Annotated in this window: 18 protein-coding genes and 1 riboswitch; of the genes, 8 read left to right on the plus strand and 10 right to left on the minus strand. The window is 60.7% G+C overall.

Translation table 11 applies throughout. The features are described from left to right. Positions 1-89 precede the first annotated feature (89 nt). From KGA85_RS18550 to KGA85_RS18560, 3 genes are all read left to right on the plus strand, one after another. Positions 90-1,841, plus strand: a complete 1,752-nt coding sequence (locus KGA85_RS18550; RefSeq protein ID WP_223460522.1) for a flavin monoamine oxidase family protein — start codon at positions 90-92, stop codon at positions 1,839-1,841. 263 nt (positions 1,842-2,104) lie between these two features. After that, complete coding sequence (locus KGA85_RS18555) at positions 2,105-2,656, plus strand: cytochrome b (protein ID WP_223460520.1); 552 nt, start codon at positions 2,105-2,107, stop codon at positions 2,654-2,656. A gap of 31 nt (positions 2,657-2,687) precedes the next feature. Continuing rightward, the gene (locus KGA85_RS18560) at positions 2,688-3,284 is read left to right on the plus strand and encodes a YceI family protein (protein WP_223460518.1); all 597 of its coding nucleotides are present in this window, start codon (positions 2,688-2,690) and stop codon (positions 3,282-3,284) included. Between the two features lie 69 nt (positions 3,285-3,353). Here the strand turns inward: KGA85_RS18560 and KGA85_RS18565 are convergent, their stop codons facing one another. From KGA85_RS18565 to ahcY, 4 genes are all read right to left on the minus strand, one after another. After that, on the minus strand, positions 3,354-5,222 hold the full coding sequence (locus tag KGA85_RS18565; protein ID WP_223460517.1) for a DEAD/DEAH box helicase: 1,869 nt from the start codon (positions 5,220-5,222) through the stop codon (positions 3,354-3,356). 223 nt (positions 5,223-5,445) lie between these two features. Further along, positions 5,446-6,261 (minus strand): substrate-binding periplasmic protein, encoded by an 816-nt coding sequence (locus KGA85_RS18570; protein WP_223460515.1) that lies wholly within the window; start codon positions 6,259-6,261, stop codon positions 5,446-5,448. A 193-nt stretch (positions 6,262-6,454) separates the two neighbouring features. Then, the gene (gene metF / locus KGA85_RS18575) at positions 6,455-7,300 is read right to left on the minus strand and encodes a methylenetetrahydrofolate reductase [NAD(P)H] (protein ID WP_223460514.1); all 846 of its coding nucleotides are present in this window, start codon (positions 7,298-7,300) and stop codon (positions 6,455-6,457) included. A 189-nt stretch (positions 7,301-7,489) separates the two neighbouring features. Continuing rightward, the gene (gene ahcY, locus KGA85_RS18580; protein ID WP_223460512.1) at positions 7,490-8,899 is read right to left on the minus strand and encodes an adenosylhomocysteinase; all 1,410 of its coding nucleotides are present in this window, start codon (positions 8,897-8,899) and stop codon (positions 7,490-7,492) included. 23 nt (positions 8,900-8,922) lie between these two features. After that, positions 8,923-9,025, minus strand: a riboswitch (S-adenosyl-L-homocysteine riboswitch). Between the two features lie 198 nt (positions 9,026-9,223). On the opposite strand from ahcY, the gene KGA85_RS18585 reads away from it, so the two are divergent. Beyond that, on the plus strand, positions 9,224-9,628 hold the full coding sequence (locus tag KGA85_RS18585; RefSeq protein WP_317848678.1) for an acyl-CoA thioesterase: 405 nt from the start codon (positions 9,224-9,226) through the stop codon (positions 9,626-9,628). 43 nt (positions 9,629-9,671) lie between these two features. Here KGA85_RS18585 and KGA85_RS18590 read toward each other — a convergent pair whose 3' ends face one another. Continuing rightward, positions 9,672-10,841, minus strand: coding sequence for an MFS transporter (locus KGA85_RS18590; protein WP_223460510.1), 1,170 nt, complete (start codon positions 10,839-10,841; stop codon positions 9,672-9,674). Positions 10,842-11,061: 220 nt separating this feature from the next. Here KGA85_RS18590 and KGA85_RS18595 point away from each other — a divergent pair, with 220 nt between their 5' ends. Continuing rightward, complete coding sequence (locus KGA85_RS18595) at positions 11,062-11,895, plus strand: EamA family transporter (RefSeq protein WP_223533049.1); 834 nt, start codon at positions 11,062-11,064, stop codon at positions 11,893-11,895. Positions 11,896-11,926: 31 nt separating this feature from the next. Then, entirely contained in the window at positions 11,927-12,310 is a 384-nt protein-coding gene (locus KGA85_RS18600; RefSeq protein WP_223460506.1) for an MAPEG family protein, read from the plus strand. A 112-nt stretch (positions 12,311-12,422) separates the two neighbouring features. On the opposite strand, the gene KGA85_RS18605 is transcribed toward KGA85_RS18600, so the two are convergent. Then, positions 12,423-13,607, minus strand: a complete 1,185-nt coding sequence (locus KGA85_RS18605; protein WP_223460504.1) for a murein transglycosylase A — start codon at positions 13,605-13,607, stop codon at positions 12,423-12,425. A gap of 128 nt (positions 13,608-13,735) precedes the next feature. Here KGA85_RS18605 and KGA85_RS18610 point away from each other — a divergent pair, with 128 nt between their 5' ends. Further along, positions 13,736-14,185 carry a c-type cytochrome gene (locus KGA85_RS18610; RefSeq protein ID WP_223460502.1) on the plus strand — a complete coding sequence of 150 codons (450 nt, stop codon included), beginning with the start codon at positions 13,736-13,738 and terminating at the stop codon, positions 14,183-14,185. 196 nt (positions 14,186-14,381) lie between these two features. On the opposite strand, the gene KGA85_RS18615 is transcribed toward KGA85_RS18610, so the two are convergent. From KGA85_RS18615 to KGA85_RS18630, 4 genes are all read right to left on the minus strand, one after another. Continuing rightward, complete coding sequence (locus tag KGA85_RS18615; protein ID WP_223460500.1) at positions 14,382-14,777, minus strand: DUF1090 domain-containing protein; 396 nt, start codon at positions 14,775-14,777, stop codon at positions 14,382-14,384. A gap of 96 nt (positions 14,778-14,873) precedes the next feature. Further along, positions 14,874-16,553: an NAD-dependent DNA ligase LigB gene (ligB, locus tag KGA85_RS18620; protein ID WP_223460498.1), complete on the minus strand. Its 1,680-nt coding sequence runs from the start codon at positions 16,551-16,553 to the stop codon at positions 14,874-14,876. Between the two features lie 208 nt (positions 16,554-16,761). Next, entirely contained in the window at positions 16,762-17,952 is a 1,191-nt protein-coding gene (gene metK, locus KGA85_RS18625; protein WP_008050251.1) for a methionine adenosyltransferase, read from the minus strand. A gap of 18 nt (positions 17,953-17,970) precedes the next feature. Continuing rightward, complete coding sequence (locus KGA85_RS18630) at positions 17,971-18,966, minus strand: ArsR/SmtB family transcription factor (protein WP_046039312.1); 996 nt, start codon at positions 18,964-18,966, stop codon at positions 17,971-17,973. 262 nt (positions 18,967-19,228) lie between these two features. Between KGA85_RS18630 and tkt the strand changes: the two genes are divergently transcribed. After that, positions 19,229-21,226: a transketolase gene (gene tkt, locus KGA85_RS18635; protein WP_223460494.1), complete on the plus strand. Its 1,998-nt coding sequence runs from the start codon at positions 19,229-19,231 to the stop codon at positions 21,224-21,226. Positions 21,227-21,308 lie beyond the last annotated feature (82 nt).

The following is a 21,308-nucleotide window of genomic DNA, read 5'->3' on the forward strand; positions in this document are numbered from 1 at the left end:
GTCTGAAGGCTGACGTATCCTTCGCGGTTCTTGAGCCGTCTGGCTCGCAAAAACTGCTGTTTTCCTCGTGTGATTCCGGAGTTCGCTGAATGTCTGTCGGTTGGCTGCGCGCCTGTGCGCTGGTGATGTTGGGGCTGTTCAGCGTGTCTGCGCTGGCCAAGGATAAAACCGCGATCGTGATCGGCGGCGGCCTGTCGGGCCTGACTGCTGCGTATGAGCTGCAGAACAAGGGCTGGCAGGTCACCCTGCTGGAAGCCAAGTCAAGCCTGGGCGGCCGTTCCGGCATGGCCACCAGCGAGTGGATCGGCAACGACAAGGTCCAACCGGTGCTGAACAAGTACGTATCGAACTTCAAGCTGAGCACCACGCCAGCCCCTGAATTCGTGCGGACCCCAGGCTACCTGATCGATGGCGAGTATTTCTCTGCCGCCGATCTGGCGACCAAGCAGCCGGCCACCGCCGAGGCGCTCAAGCGCTTCGACAAGACCGTGGACGATCTGGCGCGCTCGATCGACGACCCGCAGAACCCGGCCGCCAACAACACGCTGCATGCGCTGGACCAGATGAACGTGTCGAGCTGGCTCGACAAGCAGAACCTGCCGGCCACCGCTCGCCAGTTGATCAACCAGCAGATCCGTACCCGCTACGACGAACCTTCGCGCTTGTCGCTGCTGTACTTCGCGCAGCAGAGCCGCGTTTACCGCGGCGTCTCCGATCGTGACCTGCGTGCTTCGCGCCTGGTCGGTGGCAGCCCGGTGCTGGCCCAGGCCCTGGTCAAACAGCTGAAAACCATCAAGACCAATTCCCGGGTCTCGTCGATCATTCAGGACAAGGATGGCGTGACCGTCAAAGTCGACAGCGTCAGCTATCAAGCTGACTACGTGGTGCTGGCCGTGCCACTGCGCGCCCTGAACAAGATCCAGATGTCCCCGGCGCTGGACGCCCAGCACCTGGCAGCGATCAAGGGCACCAACTACGGCTGGCGCGACCAGATCATGCTGAAGTTCAAGACGCCGGTATGGGAGCCCAAGGCGCGCATGTCCGGTGAGATCTTCAGCAACACCGGCCTGGGCATGTTGTGGATCGAGCCTGCCCTGAAGGGTGGTGCCAACGTGGTGATCAACCTGTCCGGCGACAACGCGCGGGTGATGCAGGCATTTGGCGACAAGCAGATGGTCGATCAGGTCTTGATCCGTCTGCACACGTTCTATCCACAGGCGCGTGGCTCGTTCACCGGTTATGAAATCCGTCGCTACAGCACCGACCCGTCGACTGGCGGCGCCTACCTGGCCTTCGGTCCGGGCCAGATCAGCAAGTTCTGGCGCCTGTGGGAACGCCCGATTCAGCGCGTAACCTTCGCTGGCGAACACACCGATACCCTGTATCCCGGCACCCTGGAAGGCGCGCTGCGTACCGGTCAACGTGCAGCCAGTCAGGTTGAAGACCTGGCGGCGGGCAAGTCGTTCGAACCGGCGAAAGTGGGTCCGGCCGCCGCAGCGGTGGGCGCTGGTGCGGTGGTGGCGAAGAAAGGCAATTTCTTCAGCAACCTGTTCGGCGGCTCGGATGACGAGAAGAAGCCAGAGCCAGTCAAGGCACCTGAGCCGGTAGCACCTGCTCCTGTGCCAGCACCCGCCCCGGCCGTTGCACCGGCTCCGGTCGAAGCACCGAAGCCAGCAACCCCGGCAAAAGCCGAGCCGGCCAAGAAGGCTCCGGCGAAACCAGCTGCCAAGACCGAGGCGAAAAAAGCCCCGGCCAAGGCACCGGTGAAGAAAGCCGAACCGGTGAAGAAGCCGGCAGTCAAACCTGCGGCAACCCTGGCAACGGATACCAAGGCGCAGTAAGCCCTGGGAGCAAAAAAACGCGGCGTAAATGCCGCGTTTTTTTATGCCTGAAAAAAGCCGGGAGCAAAAATCGAATAAAACATTTGATACAGGTGTTCTTCGGTTTGTATTCACTTTTCCTGACACTTTCGACTTTAATCTTTCCTTAATTCGCCTGTTTCAGACTCTTGACCGTATTTCTCGATATTTCAAAGTAAAACTTTCCGCTTTAATTCGACAGATAACTCGATAGTCTTGGGCCAGCACTTACAGGGATCTAGGCAATGCAGCTACGTAACTCTACCTCCCGCTACGGCTGGGTCAGCATCTTCATGCACTGGGGCGTGGCACTGGCCGTGTTCGGTTTGTTCGCCCTTGGGCTATGGATGGTTGGCCTCGACTATTACGACCCATGGCGCAAGGAAGGGCCGGATCTGCACAAGAGCATCGGTTTGATCCTGCTGGGGGTCATGGTATTGCGCGTGTTGTGGCGTTTCATCAGCCCGCCGCCGCCAACCCTGGCCAGCTACAGCCGCATGACGCGTCTGGGTGCCATGTTCGGCCATGCCTTTCTGTATCTCTGTCTGTTCGCTGTGATGATTGCCGGTTACCTGATTTCCACCGCAGAAGGTGCCGGGATTCCGGTGTTTGACTGGTTCGAAGTGCCTGCCCTGATTTCCGGACTACCGGACCAGGCAGATAACGCCGGTGCGATTCACCTCTACCTGGCGTGGGTGCTGGTAATTTTTTCCGTACTCCATGCGTTGGCAGCATTGAAGCACCACTTTATCGACCGTGATGTGACCCTCAAGCGAATGCTGGGTCGCAAAGCCTGAAGTTCAACCTCGACTCCCAAGGAAAAAAAGCATGTTGAAAAAGACTCTCGCCGCTCTGGCAATCGGTTCTGCTCTGCTGTCCGCCAACGTGATGGCGGCTGACTACACCGTCGACAAACAAGGCCAGCACGCCTTCGTCAACTTCAAGATCAGCCACCTGGGCTACAGCTTCATCACCGGTACCTTCAAGGACATCGACGGCAAGTTCAGCTTCGACGCTGCCAAGCCTGAAGACAGCAAGATCGAGTTCAACGTGAACACCGCCAGCGTTTTCACCAACAATGCTGAGCGCGACAAGCACATATCCGGCGATGATGATCTCCTGAACTCGAGCAAATTTGCCAAAGCCACCTTCGTTTCCACCAGCGTCACACCAACGGGTAAAAATGCTGCTGGCAAAGACACTGCTGACGTAGCCGGTGATCTGACCATGGCAGGCGTGACCAAGCCGATCGTGGTCAAGGCCACTTTCCTGGGAGAAGGCAAGGATCCATGGGGCGGCTACCGTGCCGGTTTCGAAGGTACTACCAACCTGAAGCGTTCCGATTTCGGCAAGCAAAAAAACCTGGGTCCAGCGTCCGATGCGGTCGAGCTGTACGTGACGTTTGAAGGTGTGAAAGCGAAGTAATTTTCGCGCCTGACACAAAAAAACGCCCCTGATCTTGCGGTCAGGGGCGTTTTTTATTGCGGCGATAACTCAGCGATTGCGGGTCAGCAGCGCTGGTTTCTCACCACGAGGGCGGCTTGGCAGTTGATCCAGCTGCTCAGGTGTCGGGAAGCGGTCAGCCTTCGACTCCTTGTGCATGATCTTCGGCGCGGGGCCGCGCGGGTTCTGTACGGCAGGTTCCGAAAGCGGCTGGTCGTCACGGGCCGGGCGGCGATTGCGCGAATCTTCGCGGCGGGCCTGGCCGTCGCGCGGTGCGCCACTGCGAGGGCCGCTACGCTTGGCCGGTGGTGTGCCGGTGCTGGCGCCATCGCTGTTGCGCGGACCGTTCTGGCGACCTTGTGGCTTGCCGGAACGTGGAGCGCCCGAACCTGCCGCAGTGCCTTGTGCCGGAGCACCCGGACGGCGACCACGGCCTTGCGCGGGTTTCTGCTGCGGCACGTAGTCGACGCGGTTACCGAAGTTATCGATATCGTCGTCCAGGAACTCGTCCGGGGCACGATCAGAGGCAGCACGAGGAGGCTGCGACGGACGCTGTTCGCGAGCCGGAGTACCTTCACGTGGCTTTTGCTGACGGGCAGGGCGCTCGCCGCGTTCGCCGGCCGGTTTTTCCTTGCCCTTGTCCTTGCCTTTGTCCTTGCGACCGCCACCACCACCGCTGCCGTTCGGGCCGTCGCCGCGCGGGCCGCGTGGATTGCGCGGGTTACGCATATCCGGACGCTCGCGTACTTCAGGTTTCTCGGCTTCCACGGCACTCGCATCGAAGCCCATCAGGTCGCCGTCGGCGATTTTCTGCTTGGTCATGCGTTCGATGCTTTTCAGCAGTTTTTCTTCGTCCGGGGCGACCAGCGAAATCGCCTCGCCCGAACGACCGGCACGGCCGGTACGGCCGATGCGGTGCACGTAGTCTTCATCGACGTTCGGCAGTTCGAAGTTGACCACGTGAGGCAACTGGTCGATGTCCAGGCCGCGAGCGGCGATGTCGGTGGCGACCAGGATGCGCACTTCACCGGCCTTGAAGTCGGCCAAGGCTTTGGTGCGGGCGTTCTGGCTCTTGTTGCCGTGGATCGCGACGGCGGTGAGGCCGTGTTTGTCCAGGTACTCGGCCAGGCGGTTGGCGCCGTGCTTGGTGCGGGTGAACACCAGCACCTGTTCCCAGGCGCCAGCGGTGATCAGGTGCGCGAGCAACGAACGCTTGTGGCTGGCGGCCAGGCGGAATACGCGCTGTTCGATCCGCTCGACCGTGGTGTTCGGCGGCGTGACTTCGATGCGTTCCGGGTTGTGCAGCAGCTTGCCGGCGAGGTCGGTGATGTCCTTGGAGAAGGTCGCCGAGAACAACAGGTTCTGGCGTTTGGCCGGCAGACGGGCCAGGACCTTTTTCACGTCATGGACGAAGCCCATGTCGAGCATGCGGTCGGCTTCGTCCAGCACGAGGATTTCCACGTGGGACAGGTCGACGCTGCCTTGGCCGGCCAGGTCGAGCAGGCGGCCAGGGCAGGCCACCAGCACGTCTACGCCACGAGACATGGCCTGAACCTGCGGGTTCATGCCGACACCGCCGAAGATGCAGGCGCTGACGAACTTCAGGTCACGGGCATAGACCTTGAAGCTTTCATGCACTTGTGCGGCGAGTTCGCGAGTCGGGGTCAGGACCAGTACGCGCGGCTGGCGCGGGCCGTGGCGCTGGGATTTGTCCGGGTGACCGTTGGGGAACAACCGCTCCAGGATCGGAAGGGCGAAACCGCCGGTTTTACCAGTACCTGTCTGTGCCGCGACCATCAGGTCGCGACCTTGCAACACGGCGGGAATGGCCCGCTGTTGCACCGGAGTAGGCTCGGTATAGCCCGCTGCCTCGATGGCGCGGACTAAAGCCTCGGAGAGACCGAGGGAAGCAAAGGACATGAGTAATCCTGTTTTAAGTTAGGGCTTGGCCCAATGGGAGTCTTGCCTGGCGCGAATGGCGTTTAAGAGGACGCAATCCCGTCCGGTCCTGCTGGGTCTCGAAGGCTCGTCTGCAAGCGCTCGCGCGGGCTGAAAGCTGCGCAGTAGCGGGGTTGAGATGCCTTTAACGATTCCGGGCGTCCGGGCGTGAGCCTGGCGGGAAGGCCGGAGTATAACAGAGCAATCACTGTGCGCCGCTTTCCTGCTGCTCAACGGTTTTTTCCGTGGCGGCCGTGGTCTTTTCAGTCTTCACGTTGGCTGCCGGTTCCGCGCCGTAGCGGGCACTCAGTTCAGCGTAGGCGGGCTCGCGCTTGAAGCGTTTGAGTTCGGCGCCGAAACGCTGCACCAGCAGATCCATGCCCGCATTGCGCCGCACCGCGAGAAACTGGCTTTGCTGGCTGATGATCGTGGGGTTTTCGGTGATCTTGTCGCGGATGCCCAGCTCGTCGAGCAGATGCTGGCCGACCCGGCGGTCGGTGATCAGCAGGTCAATCCGCCCGCGTACCAGTTTGCCGAAGTTGGCTTCATGGGTGGGGGCCGGCTCGCGGGTGAACAGCGTCGAATCGCTGAAATCCTTGCTGTACAGGTAACCCGGCGAGGTGCCGATGGTCAGGCCTTGCAAGTCATCGAGGGTGCGAAACGGATGGGGCCGTTCATTGGCGTAGAACATCACGAACTGGACTTCAGACAGTGGTTCGCTGGGGTAGAGCAGGGTCGCATCGCGTTCGTCGCTGTGGAAGATGTCCAGCGCGCCATCGGCCTGGCCCGATTCAAGCATCGACAGGCAGCGTTTCCAGGGCAGGAACTGCCACTCCACTTCGATGCCCAGGCGCTTGAAGACAATGGCGGTGGTTTCGTAGTCCAGGCCCAGCGATTTGCCGTTGTCTTCGTACACATAAGGCGCCCACGGCTCCGTGACAATGCGCAGCTTCTCGCCTCGGGCGGTGAAGCTCAGGCAAGTGAAGACAAGCACGGCGATTAGCTGCGTGATCAAAGGCATGGGCTTGAGATTACGACGAGAAACCGGAAAGAGCCAGAAACTGACCGCAGATGCTCTAACTCCGTGGATAGCCGCACATTAATAGTGCGTTGAAAGCAAAAGATCGCAGCCTGCGAAAGCTCCTACAGGAGCTGCCGAAGAATGCGATCCTTTGATCTTGCTTGTAGCTTTCAACTTGCAGCTTGTAGCTGCCTCAACGTGGCAACTTCAGGTTTTTCCACACCGCCAGGCTCGCTTCAGCCTGGTTCAGTGTGTAGAAGTGCAGCCCTGGAGCGCCACCCTGCAGCAGTTGTTCGCACATCTCGGTGATGACCTGTTCGCCAAAGCGCTGAATGCTCTGGGTGTCGTCACCGTAGGCTTCCAGTTGCTTGCGGATCCAGCGCGGGATTTCCGCACCGCAGGCATCGGAGAAGCGCGCCAGCTTGCTGTAGTTGGTGATCGGCATGATGCCCGGTACGATCGGGATGTTCACGCCCAACGCCCGCACGCGTTCCACGAAGTAGAAGTAGCAGTCGGCGTTGAAGAAGTACTGGGTGATCGCACTGTCGGCGCCAGCGTTGGCCTTGCGCACGAAATTGGCGACATCGTCTTCGAAATTGCGAGCTTGCGGATGCATTTCCGGGTAAGCGGCGACTTCGATGTGGAAATGATCACCGGTTTCTTCACGAATGAATTCAACCAGGTCATTGGCGTGGCGCATTTCACCGCTGGCCATGCCCATGCCCGAAGGCAGGTCACCGCGCAGGGCGACGATACGCTTGATGCCGGCGGCCTTGTACTGGGCCAGCAGGCCGCGCAGGTCAGCTTTGCTATCGCCCACGCAGGACAGGTGCGGAGCGGCAGGGATTTTGACTTCGCTTTCGAGCTGCAACACGGTGTTCAGCGTGCGATCACGGGTCGAACCGCCGGCGCCGTAGGTGCAGGAGAAAAAATCGGGGTTGTAGGCGGCCAGCTGGCGAGCAGTGGCGAGCAGCTTTTCTTGCCCAGCATCGGTCTTCGTAGGGAAGAACTCGAAGCTGTAGCGACGATCTTGGGACATGGAGGGAACCTCCAGCTACAAGCTGCAAGCCACAAGCTGCAAGAGAAGCGGAGGTGCGCTCGTCTCTTGTGCCTGGAACTTGCTGCCTGACACTGTTTTGGCAAATTGGGGCAAAGCTGCGGGCTTCGTGCGGCAAGATCGGCTTTTGGCCTGTGCTTGCCGCTTGAAGCTCAAAGCTTGCAGCTGCTCTTAGTAGCGATAAGCGTGCGGCTTGAACGGACCTTCGACGGTCACGCCGATGTAGTCGGCCTGGGTCTTGGTCAGTTGAGTCACTACGCCGCCGAAGCCGCGGACCATTTCCAGGGCCACTTCTTCGTCGAGTTTCTTCGGCAGTACTTCAACAGTCAGGCGCTCGGCCTTCTGGGCTGGCGACAGGTCGGCGTACTTCTGGCCGAACAGGAAGATCTGAGCCAGAACCTGGTTGGCGAACGAACCGTCCATGATGCGGCTCGGGTGGCCGGTTGCGTTACCCAGGTTAACCAGACGGCCTTCGGCCAGCAGGATCAGGTAGTCGTCGTTGTGCGGATCGAAATCGCCAGCGCCGGTACGGTGGATCTTGTGAACCTGCGGCTTCACTTCTTCCCATGCCCAGTTCTTGCGCATGAAAGCGGTGTCGATTTCGTTGTCGAAGTGACCGATGTTGCAGACAACAGCACGCTTCTTCAGGGCTTTGAGCATGTTCGAGTCGCAAACATTGACGTTGCCGGTGGTGGTCACGATCAGGTCGATCTTGCCCAGCAGCGCCTTGTCGATGCTTGCTTCAGTACCGTTGTTGATACCGTCGATGAACGGCGAAACCAGTTCGAAACCGTCCATGCAGGCTTGCATGGCGCAGATCGGGTCGACTTCGGAAACCTTGACGATCATGCCTTCCTGGCGCAGGGACTGAGCGGAGCCCTTGCCCACGTCGCCGTAGCCGATGACCAGCGCTTGCTTGCCGGACAGCAGGTGGTCGGTGCCGCGCTTGATCGCATCGTTCAGGCTGTGACGGCAGCCGTACTTATTGTCGTTCTTGCTCTTGGTCACCGAGTCGTTGACGTTGATGGCCGGGATTTTCAGCTCGCCCTTGGCCAGCATATCCAGCAGGCGGTGAACGCCGGTGGTGGTTTCTTCGGTCACGCCGTGGACGCGGTCCAGAACGGCTGGGTACTTCTTGTGCAGCAGCTCGGTCAGGTCGCCGCCGTCGTCGAGGATCATGTTGGCGTCCCATGGCTGGCCATCTTTGAGGATGGTCTGCTCCAGGCACCACTCGTACTCTTGTTCGGTTTCACCTTTCCAGGCGAAAACCGGGATGCCGGCAGCGGCGATGGACGCGGCGGCCTGATCCTGAGTCGAGAAAATGTTGCAGGACGACCAGCGCACTTCGGCACCCAGGGCAACCAGGGTTTCGATCAGCACGGCAGTCTGAATGGTCATGTGGATGCAGCCGAGGATCTTCGCGCCCTTGAGCGGTTGCTCTTCGGAGTACTTGCGACGCAGACCCATCAGGGCTGGCATTTCGGATTCGGCGATGATGGTCTCGCGACGGCCCCAGGCAGCCAGGGACATGTCGGCGACTTTGTAATCGTTAAAATCTGCAGGCGTGATAACAGCGCTCATGAAGAGCCTCCATTCGTAATGTATGCGAATGGGCGCCGTTGTGCGTTTAGTGTCCAGCCAGTGAAGGCCAGGCAACGCCCCATCCGAGCCTGACAGGTCGAACCTGCTGCAGCGCCCCTCGGACAGGTGGCGGGAAAACGGTATCAAGTAGAGGTTACCGTTTTGAAACGGTGGCGATTATAGCGGGCTATGCTGATCTTCCAAAGCGTTTCTGTCGGTCAATGTCCGAACGGTAATCGCGACCATAGTCGAAGCCTAATAGAGCTCTAGCCCGGGCTCTGCCATGATGCCGGGCATCAGTCGGCAGGATGGTCAGGAGTGAATATGAATTTCCACACCCGCAAATGGGTAAAACCCGAAGACCTCAACCCCAACGGCACGTTGTTCGGCGGTAGCCTGCTGCGCTGGATCGACGAAGAGGCGGCGATCTACGCCATCGTCCAGTTGGGTAATCAGCGCGTAGTGACCAAGTACATTTCCGAAATCAACTTCGTCAGCGCCTCGCGCCAGGGCGACATCATCGAACTGGGCATCACGGCGACCGAGTTCGGCCGCACTTCGATCACCCTGACGTGTGAAGTGCGCAACAAGATCACCCGCAAGAGCATCCTCACTGTTGAAAAAATGGTGTTCGTAAACCTCGGTGAAGACGGCTTGCCGGCGCCTCACGGCCGGACCGAGATCAAGTACGTCAAAGACCAGTTCAAGGATGATGACGCCACTCAGTGAGATCGGTGGCGCCACCTTCGCGAGCATACAATCAAGTTGATGCTCAGCCCGCCACATCAAGCGCAGCCGCACCGCGCCGCTGGCGATAGATGAAGAACAGTGCAGTCAACACGGTCAACCCACTGACCAGTGCACCCGTCCACGGCAAATCCGCCAGGTCCGCGCCACTGGCCACCACCAGGCCGCCGATCCATGCCCCGGCGGCGTTGCCGAGATTGAAGGCGCTCTGGTTCAAGGTTGAACCCAGGTTCGGCGCCTCGTGGGCCTGATCGATGATCAGCAGTTGCAGGATCGGGCACAGTGCAAAGGCGAAAGTCCCCCACAGCACAAGCGTGATCGCAGCCGGGATCATCGAGTGACTGGTTTGCGTGAATGCCGCCAGCACCACCAGCACCGCCAGCGCCATGCCCACCAGCGAAGGCAGCAAGCGGCTGTCCGCCAGACGACCACCGAGCATGCTGCCGGCGGTCAAGCCAACGCCGAACAACAGCAGCATGAGGGTGACGCCGTGGGGGCTGACGCCGGTGATGTCCTGCAGGATCGGCGCAATGTAAGTGAACACACTGAACAGGCTGGTCGAGGCCAGCACACTCATGCCCAGGGCCAGCAGTACATTGGCCTTGCCCAGTACCTTGAACTCGCTGGCCAGGTTGGCTTTATCCATCGCAATGTTTTTCGGCAGCCAGACCCATTGGGCAATCGCCGCCAGTACCCCGATCACCGACACCGCCCAGAAGGTCGAGCGCCAACCTGCGTATTGCCCGAGTGCAGTGCCCAGCGGTACACCGAGCACATTGGCCAGGGTCAGGCCGGTGAACATCATGGCAATCGCCTGAGCCCGTTTGTTGGGTGCCACCAGCCCGGCAGCCACCACCGAACCGATGCCGAAAAATGCGCCATGGCACAGTGCCGTGATCACGCGCGCGGCCATCAACGTGGCGTAGTTCGGCGCCAGCGCGCAGAGCATATTGCCGAGGATGAACATCAGCGTCATGCCCAACAGCGTGGCCTTGCGCGGCATGTTGGCGGTGCCGACCGCGAGGATCGGTGCACCGAACACCACGCCCAGGGCGTAGCCGGTGATCAGCAATCCGGCATCGGGAATGCTCACGCCGAGGTCGCGGGCGACATCGGGCAAAAGACCCATGATGACGAATTCAGTGGTGCCGATGCCGAAGGCGGCAACAGCGAGGGCAAGCAAAGCGAGTGGCATGCGCAAGGTCTCTGTCGGTAGTCTTGACGCTGTGATCAGGCATACGCAGGCCGACGACCGTTCTCGACGAGAGCGGGCCGGGCAGAATTTTTATAGGAGTTAGTCTGTGCGCAACTGAGTGCGGCGTGGTCGCTTGCAGTATAAACAGCCACTGACATATGGCGAATCAATTCTCTGCGCGGATTTTGCCGGATCGTGGAGACAACAAAAGGAGTAGGCCGTGCTTGCGACGGCGTTGGTGTTGGTGGCGGCGCTGTTGCATGCGGCGTGGAATACCCTGATCAAGTTCAGTGCGGAGCGGCTGTTGGTGGTGGCCTGCATGGACAGCGTGGCGCTGCTCTTTGTCGTGCTGATGTTGCCGTTCCTGAGCGTGCCGCCACTGGAGATCTGGCCGTGGATCCTGGCATCGGCGGCGTTCGAATTGCTCTATCGCTATTTGCTGATCCAGGCCTATCGGGTCGGCGACCTCGGGCTGGTCTATCCGTTGATGCGCGGCCTGTCACCGTTGGTGGTGCTGGCGCTAACGCTGATCTTTGCCGGGGAGGTGCTGACCCATCAGCAGATCTTCGGAATCCTGCTGATCCCGTTCGGCATGCTGTGCCTGCTCTGGCAGGGCGGCGGCGGAGCGCGCCTTCCATGGTCGATGCTACCGGTGGTGGCACTGATCGGCCTGTGCATCGGTTGCTACACCTACATCGACGGGCAGGCATTGCGGCGCTGGTCCCATCCACTGGATTACCTGATCTGGGTCACCTTGCTCAGTGCCTGGCCGTTTCCGTTGTTGGCGTTGGTGCGCAAACGACCCGCGTTCATGTTGTTCTGGCGCGAGCAGTGGCGGCTGGGTCTGGCCGTCGGGTTCTGCGTGTTGTTCAGCTACGCTTTGGTGCTGTGGGCAATGCAGCTGGGTTCGATTGCCGAGGCAGCGGCGCTGCGCGAGATCAGTGTGATTCTGGTGGTGCTGTTCGGTATGCGTTACCTCAAAGAACCTTTTGGCGGGCCGCGCCTCTTGGCCTGTGGGCTGGTGCTGATCGGTATATTGGTCATGAAATTTTGACTGTTCTGAAACGTGAAAAAGGGACTGCTTTATGACGGTTGCTCTGTGGTGCATTTTGATCGCGATTTTCCTGCCGTATGTGTGTACGTGGGTCGCCAAGATCAGTGGCGGGTTCAGGTTGAGAGACAACCATGACCCCCGGGATTTTCTCGATTCGCTGGAAGGCTTGGGCAGGCGCGCGAATGCGGCGCAACTGAACAGCTTTGAAGTGACCCCGGCGTTCGCTGCGGCAGTGATCGTAGCGCACCTGGCAGGCAATGCCGAACTGGTGACGATCAATGTGCTGTCGGTGTTGTTCATCACCAGCCGCCTGCTCTACATCATTTGCTACCTGGCGGACTGGGCGACGCTGCGGTCGCTGGTGTGGTTCGTGGGGATGGCGTTGATCGTGAGTTTTTTTGTGGTGTCGGTCTAAAAATCTTCAGGGTTTTTGCGGGCCTCATCGCGAGCAGGCTCGCACACAGGAGTGTGCGTTCCAATGTGGGAGCGAGCCTGCTCGCGATAGCTATCTGGCAGCCACCGCTGGTTTAGGGTTTTGTCTTCTCTGCATCCGCCACCTGCGGTACTTGTGGCAGCGCCGCACCTTTGGGCCAGAGCATCCAGATCTGCCCCTGCTGTTTCATGTCCCCGGCCAGTTGCCCGGCCGCATCGCCGGTGCCCCAGAACAGATCCGCCCGAACCTCGCCGGCAATGGCGCCGCCGGTGTCCTGTGCTGCCACGGGGCGAACCAGGGCTGTGCCGTCCGGTTTGGTGGTGGACAGCCATAACAGGCTGCCCAGCGGAATCACCTTGCGATCCACCGCCGCGCTGTAACCGGCGGTCAACGGTACGTTCAGCGAACCGCGCGGACCTTCGTTGCTGTCCGGGTTGCGGGTGAAGAACACATAGCTGGGGTTGCTGCCGAGCAGTTCGGGAATCCGCGACGGATTGGCCTTGGCCCAGGTGCTGATGGCGCCCATGGTCACGTCTTCTTTTTTCAGCTCGCCCTGTTCCACCAGCCAGCGGCCGATCGGTCGATACGGATGGCCGTTCTGATCGGCGTAGGCAATACGCAACTGGCGACCATTGTCGAGCTGGATACGACCCGAACCCTGGATTTGCAGGAACTGCAGGTTCATCGGATCGGTCAGCCAGGCCACGACCGGCGCCTTGACCCCTTTGGTTTCGATGGCTGCCGCATCGTCGTACGGCTTGAGCACGCGACCTTCGAGTCGACCGCGCAGGCGTTTGCCCTTGAGTTCCGGGTAAATGCTGTCGAGGGCGACGATGATCATGTCCTCGGGCACGCCATAGACCGGGACACTGGCAGCGCTGGTCTGGGTCAGGCTCCCGGGATAGACCGGTTCGTAGTAGCCGGTGATCAAGCCGTTGGGGCTGTCGTTGGCGGCGCGCAGACCATAGACATCGAGGTTCTGTTTGAGAAAACCGCGAATGTCGCTGGCGGTTTGCGGCACGTTGGTAGCCGCGGCGCAGGTGCCACCCCAGACCGGGTCGGCCTTGAGTCGGGTGCAGGCGCTGCGCCACGAACCGAAACCGGCGACCAGGTCACTGTCGGACACCGCCGGCAGCGCTTCCCATGTGGCACTGGAGTAGGTGGCCAGGGCGTGGGTTTTCGGTTGTTGGTTGTCGCCACCGGTGCAGCCTGCGAGCAGGGCCACCATCGGCAGGGTCCAGGCCAGGCTGTGACGCCATGCCTTGAAACGGCTGTTCATGGAGTGATTCCTTTGCCGGTTGCCTGAGCGCTCCATGCGTTCAAACAACCCTTGTTGATAATAGGGCTATTGGTCTTTGCCGATGACGCGAGGATACTGGCCGCCGTTTCCCGTGACCTGAAGCCACCATGACTCTTAAAAGACTTTCTGTTGTATTGCTGGCCTGCCTGACGTTGTCCGCTTGTGGCGGCATCGACCCCAACTCGCCGCTCGGCCAGCGCAAGGCCATTTTCAAGCAGATGCTCAATACTGGCGAAGACCTGGGCGGCATGTTGCGTGGACGCATTGCGTTCGATGGCCCGAAGTTCGCCGAAGGCGCGGTGAAACTCGATGCGCTGTCCCGTGAGCCGTGGCAACACTTTCCGCAGGTCCGCGAAGAAGATCACACCAGCGCCAAGAGCGATGTCTGGGAGCAGCAGGCGCGCTTCCAGTCCATGGCCCGTGACCTTGAAAGCGCCACCGGTGAATTGGTGATCGCCAGCCAGGTTCAACCCTACAAGGCCAGCAACCTGGGGCCGGCGGTGCAGAAAGTCGAAGATGCTTGCAGTGCGTGTCATAAGGCGTTTCGGGATCATTGATTCGGCGCTACGCATAACCTGTGGCGAGGGGGCTTGTCGGACCGCCGAACCGCCCCGTTCGACGACGTAGCCGTCGTTTGTTTGAGCAGTCAGGAATATCTGACTGAGTTCGATTCAGCGATTTTGGGACTGCTTCGCAGTCCAACGGGGCGGTGCGGCGGTCCGACAAGCCCCCTCGCCACAAAAAACTGCTGCGTTACTTATCCAGCTCATCGAGTGCGTTCTGCAATTCCTTGCGGGCATCGGCGAGTTTGTCTTTGCGCTTGTTGATTTTGTCAGGGTCGCCTTTGCTCATGGCCTTGTCGAGATCCGCCTGACGCTTGCTGACTTCGTGCCTGGCGTCGAGCACCTTGTTTTCCCGTTCCTTCTTCAGCGAGGCGTCGGTGCAGTTCGCTTCTACTTCGCTCAGGGCCTTTTCCAGGCCTGCCTGCTGGTCGGCGTTGCCGTGGACCTTGGCCAATTCGATCTGGTTGACGATACCTTGCTTCTTGGCGGCGCAACCGGTCAGCCCCGGCGCTTCCTCGTCCGCCATCAACGGGGTGGCCAGCACGCTGCAAAGGGTCAACAGGGCGAGCGGTGAAAGAAATTTCATAAAAGCTCCATGGAAGAAAGCAAGCGGGCCGGTGTGGCAATGGCTTGTTGGAGCCCAGCGGTCCCCTGGGGTTCCCGGTGGGCGCAGGGCCGACAGCTAAAAGCCGTCAATCCCCGCATCACGTAACGTTTCACTCAAGGCCAGGACCTGCGGATCGCGGAAAAAAGCGTTCAGTTGCGCCGCGCGCCCTGGCCCGATATCGGCCTCGGCCCGCCATTGTTCGAGGTCTCGCTGCGCCAGTGCCTGCCATGCATCGCCGAGATGCGCCTGACCTGTCGGCGGCAATCCCAGGGCTTTCAGCCAGTGCGCGAACGGGCGTTGCCGGGCTTGATTGAAACTGTCGGCAAGGCGAGCCGCACTGCGCTCGCCGAAACCGTCAATGGTAGCAAGCTCTTGGGCATCGAGGGTCAACCAATCCAGCAGACCGTTCAGGCGACCTGTTGCAAGAAGTTTTTCCCAGGTGCCCGGACCCACATTGGGCAGCGCCAGGCCCTGTTTGCTGCTGAGCCAGGTCAGGCGCGCGAGAAACTGGCTCTCGCAGCCCGGAGTCGGTTGCCAGCAACTCAATGAATGAAAGTCCTCTGCCACCGGCACGTTCAATTCGGCGCGTACGCTGCTGCGCAATACAACGCTATCGAGCCTGGGAATGGTCAGCCCGGCCAGGCTGATGGCGACCTGATCACCCGGGCGTATGTCCAGCGCCTGCCAGCGTTGCAACGAACTGACGCTGACGTGTTTGATCTGCCGGTCATCGAGCTTCACCGGGGTCAGTTCAAGAACCGGGGTGATCCGCCCGGTCCGGCCGATCCTGAAGTGAACCTGGCGGACTTCGGCCAGTGCCTGTGCGAAGGGGTATTTCCAGGCGATGGCCCAGTAGGGTGACTTGGCCTGCCAGCGTTCGGCGGCCGGGCGCTGGTTCTGGCGCAGGACCACGCCATCGCTGGCAAAGGGCAGGGGGGAGCGATACCAGTATTCGCGCCAGCGTTCGGCATCGACGACGGAGGCGATGGGCTGGCTGTATGCCGTGGTACTCGGGAAGCCCAGCGCAGTCAGCGCCGCGGCACGTGCGGACACGCTCGCCGGCCCTTGGGGCCAGTCCCAGACAAACAGGCCGATGCCGGCGGCCTGTTCGGCGCTCAACACCTTGCGCGCCATCAGGCCTGCCACCGAGGCACGAGCATTGAGGCTACCGGCCCGGGCCTGCACGTGATCGGTCAGGCGCCAATACAGTTCGCCTTGCACGATCAAGTCCCGGGCCTGCGATAGCCGTTGCGGGATGGCCGGAATCTGCCGCGCAGGAACCGTCCAGTCCTGACCGCTCTCGCCGTCGCCGCGGCTGATTGCCTGGGCCAACAGACCGTTGCGGTAAACCAGGGTCACCGCCACACCATCGATTTTAGGCTGGACCCAGACGTCCACCCGGTCACGCAGCCATTTTTCCACGGCGGGCCGATCGTGCAGTTTGTCCAGGCCGGTGTGGGAGATGGGGTGGGGCAGCGTGCCGCGCGCAGTGCGCAAGGGGTCTGCGGGCGGGCTCAGGTTGAAGCAGTGGCGCCATTGGATGAGTTGCGCGCGGGACTGGTCGTAGAGTTCATCGGCAACCAATGAGCGTCCCTGACGGTGATAGCTGTCGTCCCAGTAGTCGATTTGCTGTTGCAGTTTGCCGACTTCGTTCAGGGCGCGTTCGGATGGCCAGTCCGGGCACTCGGCGGCACTGGCGGTCAGGCAGGTAAAGGTCAGTAGAGCGGCAAAAAACAGGCGCAGGTCGGGAAGCATCTTGAGCATCCTTGCTCGGTGAGGTGCTTGAAGGCTAGGTCAGTATTGGGTGGCGCGGAGAGGGGGTATTTTGCCGGGTATTTCTGGTGGTTGTGCTGGCCTCTTCGCGGGCAAGCCCGCGAAGGCCGCGACGCGGTGTAAAGCGAATCCCAATAAAAAGCCCCGCAGGGCGCGAACCGTGCGGGGCTTCGGGTGTTGCGGGGGAATCTTACAGGCCGGCAGCAGAACGCAGAGCGTCGGCGCGGTCGGTTTTTTCCCAGGTGAACGTGGTGAAGGTGTCGTCACCAACGGTCTTGGTCGCCGGGGTGCGACCGAAGTGGCCGTACGCAGCGGTTTCCTGATACATCGGGTGCAGCAGGTCGAGCATGGTGGTGATCGCGTATGGACGCAGATCGAACACTTCGCGGACCAGTTTGACGATCTTGTCGTCACTGATCTTGCCGGTGCCGAAGGTGTTCAGCGAGATCGAAGTCGGCTGGGCAACGCCGATGGCGTAGGACACCTGAATCTCGCAGCGCTCGGCCAGGCCGGCGGCAACGATGTTCTTGGCCACGTAACGACCGGCGTAGGCCGCCGAACGGTCAACCTTCGATGGATCCTTGCCGGAGAACGCGCCGCCGCCGTGACGGGCCATGCCGCCGTAGCTGTCGACGATGATCTTGCGACCGGTCAGGCCGCAGTCACCCACCGGGCCGCCAATGATGAACTGGCCGGTCGGGTTGATGTGGAACTGGGTGTCCTTGCTCAGCAGTTCGGCAGGCAGCACGTGCTTGACGATCAGCTCCATCACGCCTTCGCGCAGGTCGTTGTACGACACTTCCGGGTTGTGCTGGGTCGACAGAACGACAGCATCGATACCGACAACCTTGCCGTTTTCGTAACGGCAGGTCACTTGCGACTTGGCGTCCGGACGCAGCCAAGGCAGCAGGCCGGATTTACGGGCTTCGGCCTGGCGCTGTACCAGCTGGTGCGAGAAGGTGATCGGTGCTGGCATCAGCACGTCGGTTTCATTGCTGGCGTAGCCGAACATCAGGCCCTGGTCGCCGGCGCCCTGATCTTCAGGCTTGGCACGGTCGACACCTTGGTTGATGTCCGGGGACTGCTTGCCGATGATGTTCATCACGCCGCAGGTCGCGCCGTCGAAGCCAACGTCGGAGCTGGTGTAGCCGATGTTGGTGATCACGTCACGAACGATCTGCTCCAGGTCAACCCAGGCGGAAGTGGTGACTTCGCCGGCGATGATCGCCACGCCCGTTTTCACCAGAGTCTCGCACGCCACACGGGCGAACTTGTCTTCAGCAATGATGGCGTCCAGCACCGCATCAGAAATCTGGTCGGCGATTTTGTCCGGATGCCCTTCAGACACGGACTCGGAGGTGAAAAGGGAGTATTCGCTCATCTCGATGTTTTCCTGAAATTACCGATGGTGAGTGTCGCCAGCCGGCCGCTGAAAATGGCGGACCTGGATCTGGAAACCATTACGTAAGCCTACATAGAGGCTTTCCCCGGGAACGAGTCCCGCAGCGGTGGCCCAACGGGCCAGATCGTCCTGTTCAAACCCCAACCAGAGATCACCGCAGGCCTCCTTGGCCCAACTCTGGTTGTGGCTACATAACTCTGTCACTAACAGGCTACCGCCTGGTTGCAGCAAATTGGCCATATGCTTGAGCGCATCGGCCGGCGCGGCAAAATGGTGCAGCACCATGTTCAGTACCACGCAATCGGCCTTGAGGCTGACGCCGTTCAATGCATCGGCCAATTGCAGGCTAACGTTAGTCAGCTTGTCGCGTTCGCAGACCTGGCGCGCCAGTTCGAGCATCGCGCTGCTGTTATCCAGCGCCGTGACTTGCGCGAAGCGGCGCGCCAGTTCCGGCAGGAATGCACCATCGCCGGGGCCGACTTCAATGGCCGTGGCGTCTTTGTCGAAGCTCAGCTTGTCGAGCAGGGCCACCACGCTTTCGCGGTATTGCGGCAGGCCGGCGATCAAGTCTTGCTGGGCGCGAAACTTCTCCGCAACCCGTGAGAAAAAGTCCTGGCTGGCGGCCGCCCGTTGCCCATGGACCTGGGTGATGCGCGACTGTACGTCAGTCGGCAGCGTCAGGTTGTCCACTTCTTCGAGCAGGGCTGCGTGCAATTTTCCGCCCAGCAGTTCGGTGTGGGGCAGGGCGCGACGGTAGAAAATCGCATTGCCTTCGCGGCGCGTCGCCACCAGGTCGGCCTGGGCCAGTACCTTGAGGTGGTGGCTCATGCCTGACTGGCCGATGCCGAAGATCTGTGCCAGTTCCAGTACGCCGAACGAGTCGTTGGCCAGTGCGCGCAAGACATTCAACCGCAGGGGATCGCCGCCAGCCTTGCACAAGGCTGCCAGCTCATCGCAATCGTCATGTTGAATGGAGGGCACGCGTAAATTCATAAGGCCGGCAGTCTAGTCACGGGTCGAAGGCATCGCAAGAGCAATATCAAAAAGTTTTGATATTGCTCGATAGATGGCACGTTTTTAACGTTAGCTTCAGTCAACAAACGGGCGGCGGAAAGGTTTCACCAAACGAAACCGCCGTTATCCATTGGAAAAACGCCTTCAGATGACTATCTGTCATTGCCCCGAGGTGTCCCGGTGAGGGAAAATGCTCGCCTTTTTTCCGTTTCGTTTTATTCAAGCCCCCAGGAGAACAGCGATGCCTAGCCGTCGTGAGCGTGCCAACGCCATTCGTGCCCTCAGCATGGATGCCGTGCAAAAAGCCAACAGCGGCCATCCCGGTGCCCCGATGGGTATGGCGGATATCGCCGAGGTACTTTGGCGCGACTACCTCAAGCACAACCCGAGCAATCCATCGTTCGCCGACCGTGACCGCTTCGTGCTGTCCAACGGCCATGGCTCGATGTTGATCTACTCGCTGCTGCACCTGACCGGCTACGACCTGTCGATCGACGACCTGAAGCAGTTCCGTCAACTGCACAGCCGTACCCCGGGCCACCCGGAACTCGGCTACACCCCGGGCGTGGAAACCACCACCGGTCCACTGGGCCAGGGCCTGGCCAACGCCGTGGGTTTTGCCCTGGCTGAAAAAGTCATGGCAGCGCAGTTCAACCGTCCTGGCCACAACATCGTCGACCACCACACCTATGTGTTCCTGGGTGATGGCTGCATGATGGAAGGCATTTCCCACGAAGTCGCTTCCCTGGCCGGTACCCTGGGCCTGGGCAAGCTGATCGCCTTCTACGATGACAACGGCATCTCCATCGATGGCGAAGTCGAAGGCTGGTTCACCGACGACACGCCGAAGCGTTTTGAGTCCTACAACTGGCAAGTGATCCGCAATGTCGACGGTCACGACCCGGAAGAGATCAAGACTGCGATCGAGACGGCCCGCAAGAGCGCGCAGCCAACCCTGATCTGCTGCAAGACCACCATCGGCTTCGGTTCGCCGAACAAGCAAGGCAAGGAAGACTGCCACGGCGCCCCGCTGGGTGACGCGGAAATCGCCCTGACCCGTGCGGCGCTGAAATGGAATCACGGCCCGTTCGAAATCCCGGCCGATATCTACGCCGAGTGGGACGCCAAGGAAACCGGTCGCGCCGTGGAAGCCGAGTGGGATCAGCGTTTCGCTGCCTACTCCGCAGCATTCCCTGCCGAAGCCAGCGAACTGGTACGTCGTCTGAGCGGCGATCTGCCGGCTGACTTCTCGGAAAAAGCCTCGGCCTACATCGCCGAAGTGGCCGCCAAGGGCGAAACCATTGCCAGCCGTAAAGCCAGTCAGAATGCCCTGAACGCATTCGGCCCGTTACTGCCTGAGTTCCTCGGCGGTTCGGCTGACCTGGCCGGTTCCAACCTGACCCTGTGGAAAGGTTGCAAAGGCGTCACCGCCGAAGACGCCAGCGGCAACTACATGTATTACGGCGTGCGCGAGTTCGGCATGACCGCGATCATGAACGGCGTTGCCCTGCACGGCGGCCTGGTGCCTTACGGCGCGACCTTCCTGATGTTCATGGAATACGCGCGCAACGCGGTGCGCATGTCAGCCCTGATGAAGCAGCGTGTGATCCACGTCTACACCCACGACTCCATCGGTCTGGGCGAAGACGGCCCGACTCACCAGCCAATCGAGCAACTGGCCAGCCTGCGCTGCACGCCGAACCTCGACACCTGGCGCCCAGCCGACGCCGTTGAATCGGCGGTTAGCTGGAAGTACGCGCTGGAGCGCAAGGACGGTCCTTCGGCCCTGATCTTCTCGCGTCAGAACCTGCAGCACCAAACCCGTGATGCCGGCCAGATCGCCGACATCAGCCGTGGTGGCTATGTGCTCAAGGACTGCGCGGGCGAGCCTGAGCTGATCCTGATCGCTACCGGTTCGGAAGTCGGCCTGGCTGTTCAAGCCTTCGACAAACTGACCGAGCAAGGCCGCAAGGTTCGCGTGGTTTCCATGCCATGCACCAGCGTGTTCGATGCCCAGGAAGCCGGCTACAAGCAATCGGTCCTGCCGTTGCAGGTCAGCGCCCGTATCGCCATCGAGGCTTCCCATGCGGACTACTGGTACAAGTACGTGGGCCTGGAAGGCCGCGTGATCGGCATGACCACCTACGGCGAGTCGGCGCCTGCGTCGGCCTTGTTCGAAGAGTTCGGCTTCACCCTGGAAAACATCCTGGGTCAGGCTGAAGAGCTGCTGGAAGACTAAGTCCGACAGTGATGTTGTCTTGGCTGATGCCTTCGCGAGCAGGCTCGCTCCTACAGGGTTCTACATCGCCCATGTAGGAGCG

Source organism: Pseudomonas sp. GL-B-12, from assembly GCF_019955895.1.
Classification (GTDB): domain Bacteria; phylum Pseudomonadota; class Gammaproteobacteria; order Pseudomonadales; family Pseudomonadaceae; genus Aquipseudomonas.

Coding starts and splice junctions, on each gene's coding strand:
- KGA85_RS18585 (WP_317848678.1), top strand. CDS start 9,224: ATGAATTTCCACACCCGCAAATGGGTAAAACCCGAAGACCTCAACCCC.
- KGA85_RS18590 (WP_223460510.1), bottom strand. CDS start 10,841: ATGCCACTCGCTTTGCTTGCCCTCGCTGTTGCCGCCTTCGGCATCGGC.
- KGA85_RS18565 (WP_223460517.1), bottom strand. CDS start 5,222: ATGTCCTTTGCTTCCCTCGGTCTCTCCGAGGCTTTAGTCCGCGCCATC.
- KGA85_RS18600 (WP_223460506.1), top strand. CDS start 11,927: ATGACGGTTGCTCTGTGGTGCATTTTGATCGCGATTTTCCTGCCGTAT.
- KGA85_RS18570 (WP_223460515.1), bottom strand. CDS start 6,261: ATGCCTTTGATCACGCAGCTAATCGCCGTGCTTGTCTTCACTTGCCTG.
- metK (WP_008050251.1), bottom strand. CDS start 17,952: ATGAGCGAATACTCCCTTTTCACCTCCGAGTCCGTGTCTGAAGGGCAT.
- KGA85_RS18630 (WP_046039312.1), bottom strand. CDS start 18,966: ATGAATTTACGCGTGCCCTCCATTCAACATGACGATTGCGATGAGCTG.
- KGA85_RS18615 (WP_223460500.1), bottom strand. CDS start 14,777: ATGAAATTTCTTTCACCGCTCGCCCTGTTGACCCTTTGCAGCGTGCTG.
- ahcY (WP_223460512.1), bottom strand. CDS start 8,899: ATGAGCGCTGTTATCACGCCTGCAGATTTTAACGATTACAAAGTCGCC.
- metF (WP_223460514.1), bottom strand. CDS start 7,300: ATGTCCCAAGATCGTCGCTACAGCTTCGAGTTCTTCCCTACGAAGACC.
- KGA85_RS18560 (WP_223460518.1), top strand. CDS start 2,688: ATGTTGAAAAAGACTCTCGCCGCTCTGGCAATCGGTTCTGCTCTGCTG.
- KGA85_RS18605 (WP_223460504.1), bottom strand. CDS start 13,607: ATGAACAGCCGTTTCAAGGCATGGCGTCACAGCCTGGCCTGGACCCTG.
- KGA85_RS18550 (WP_223460522.1), top strand. CDS start 90: ATGTCTGTCGGTTGGCTGCGCGCCTGTGCGCTGGTGATGTTGGGGCTG.
- tkt (WP_223460494.1), top strand. CDS start 19,229: ATGCCTAGCCGTCGTGAGCGTGCCAACGCCATTCGTGCCCTCAGCATG.
- KGA85_RS18610 (WP_223460502.1), top strand. CDS start 13,736: ATGACTCTTAAAAGACTTTCTGTTGTATTGCTGGCCTGCCTGACGTTG.
- ligB (WP_223460498.1), bottom strand. CDS start 16,553: ATGCTTCCCGACCTGCGCCTGTTTTTTGCCGCTCTACTGACCTTTACC.
- KGA85_RS18555 (WP_223460520.1), top strand. CDS start 2,105: ATGCAGCTACGTAACTCTACCTCCCGCTACGGCTGGGTCAGCATCTTC.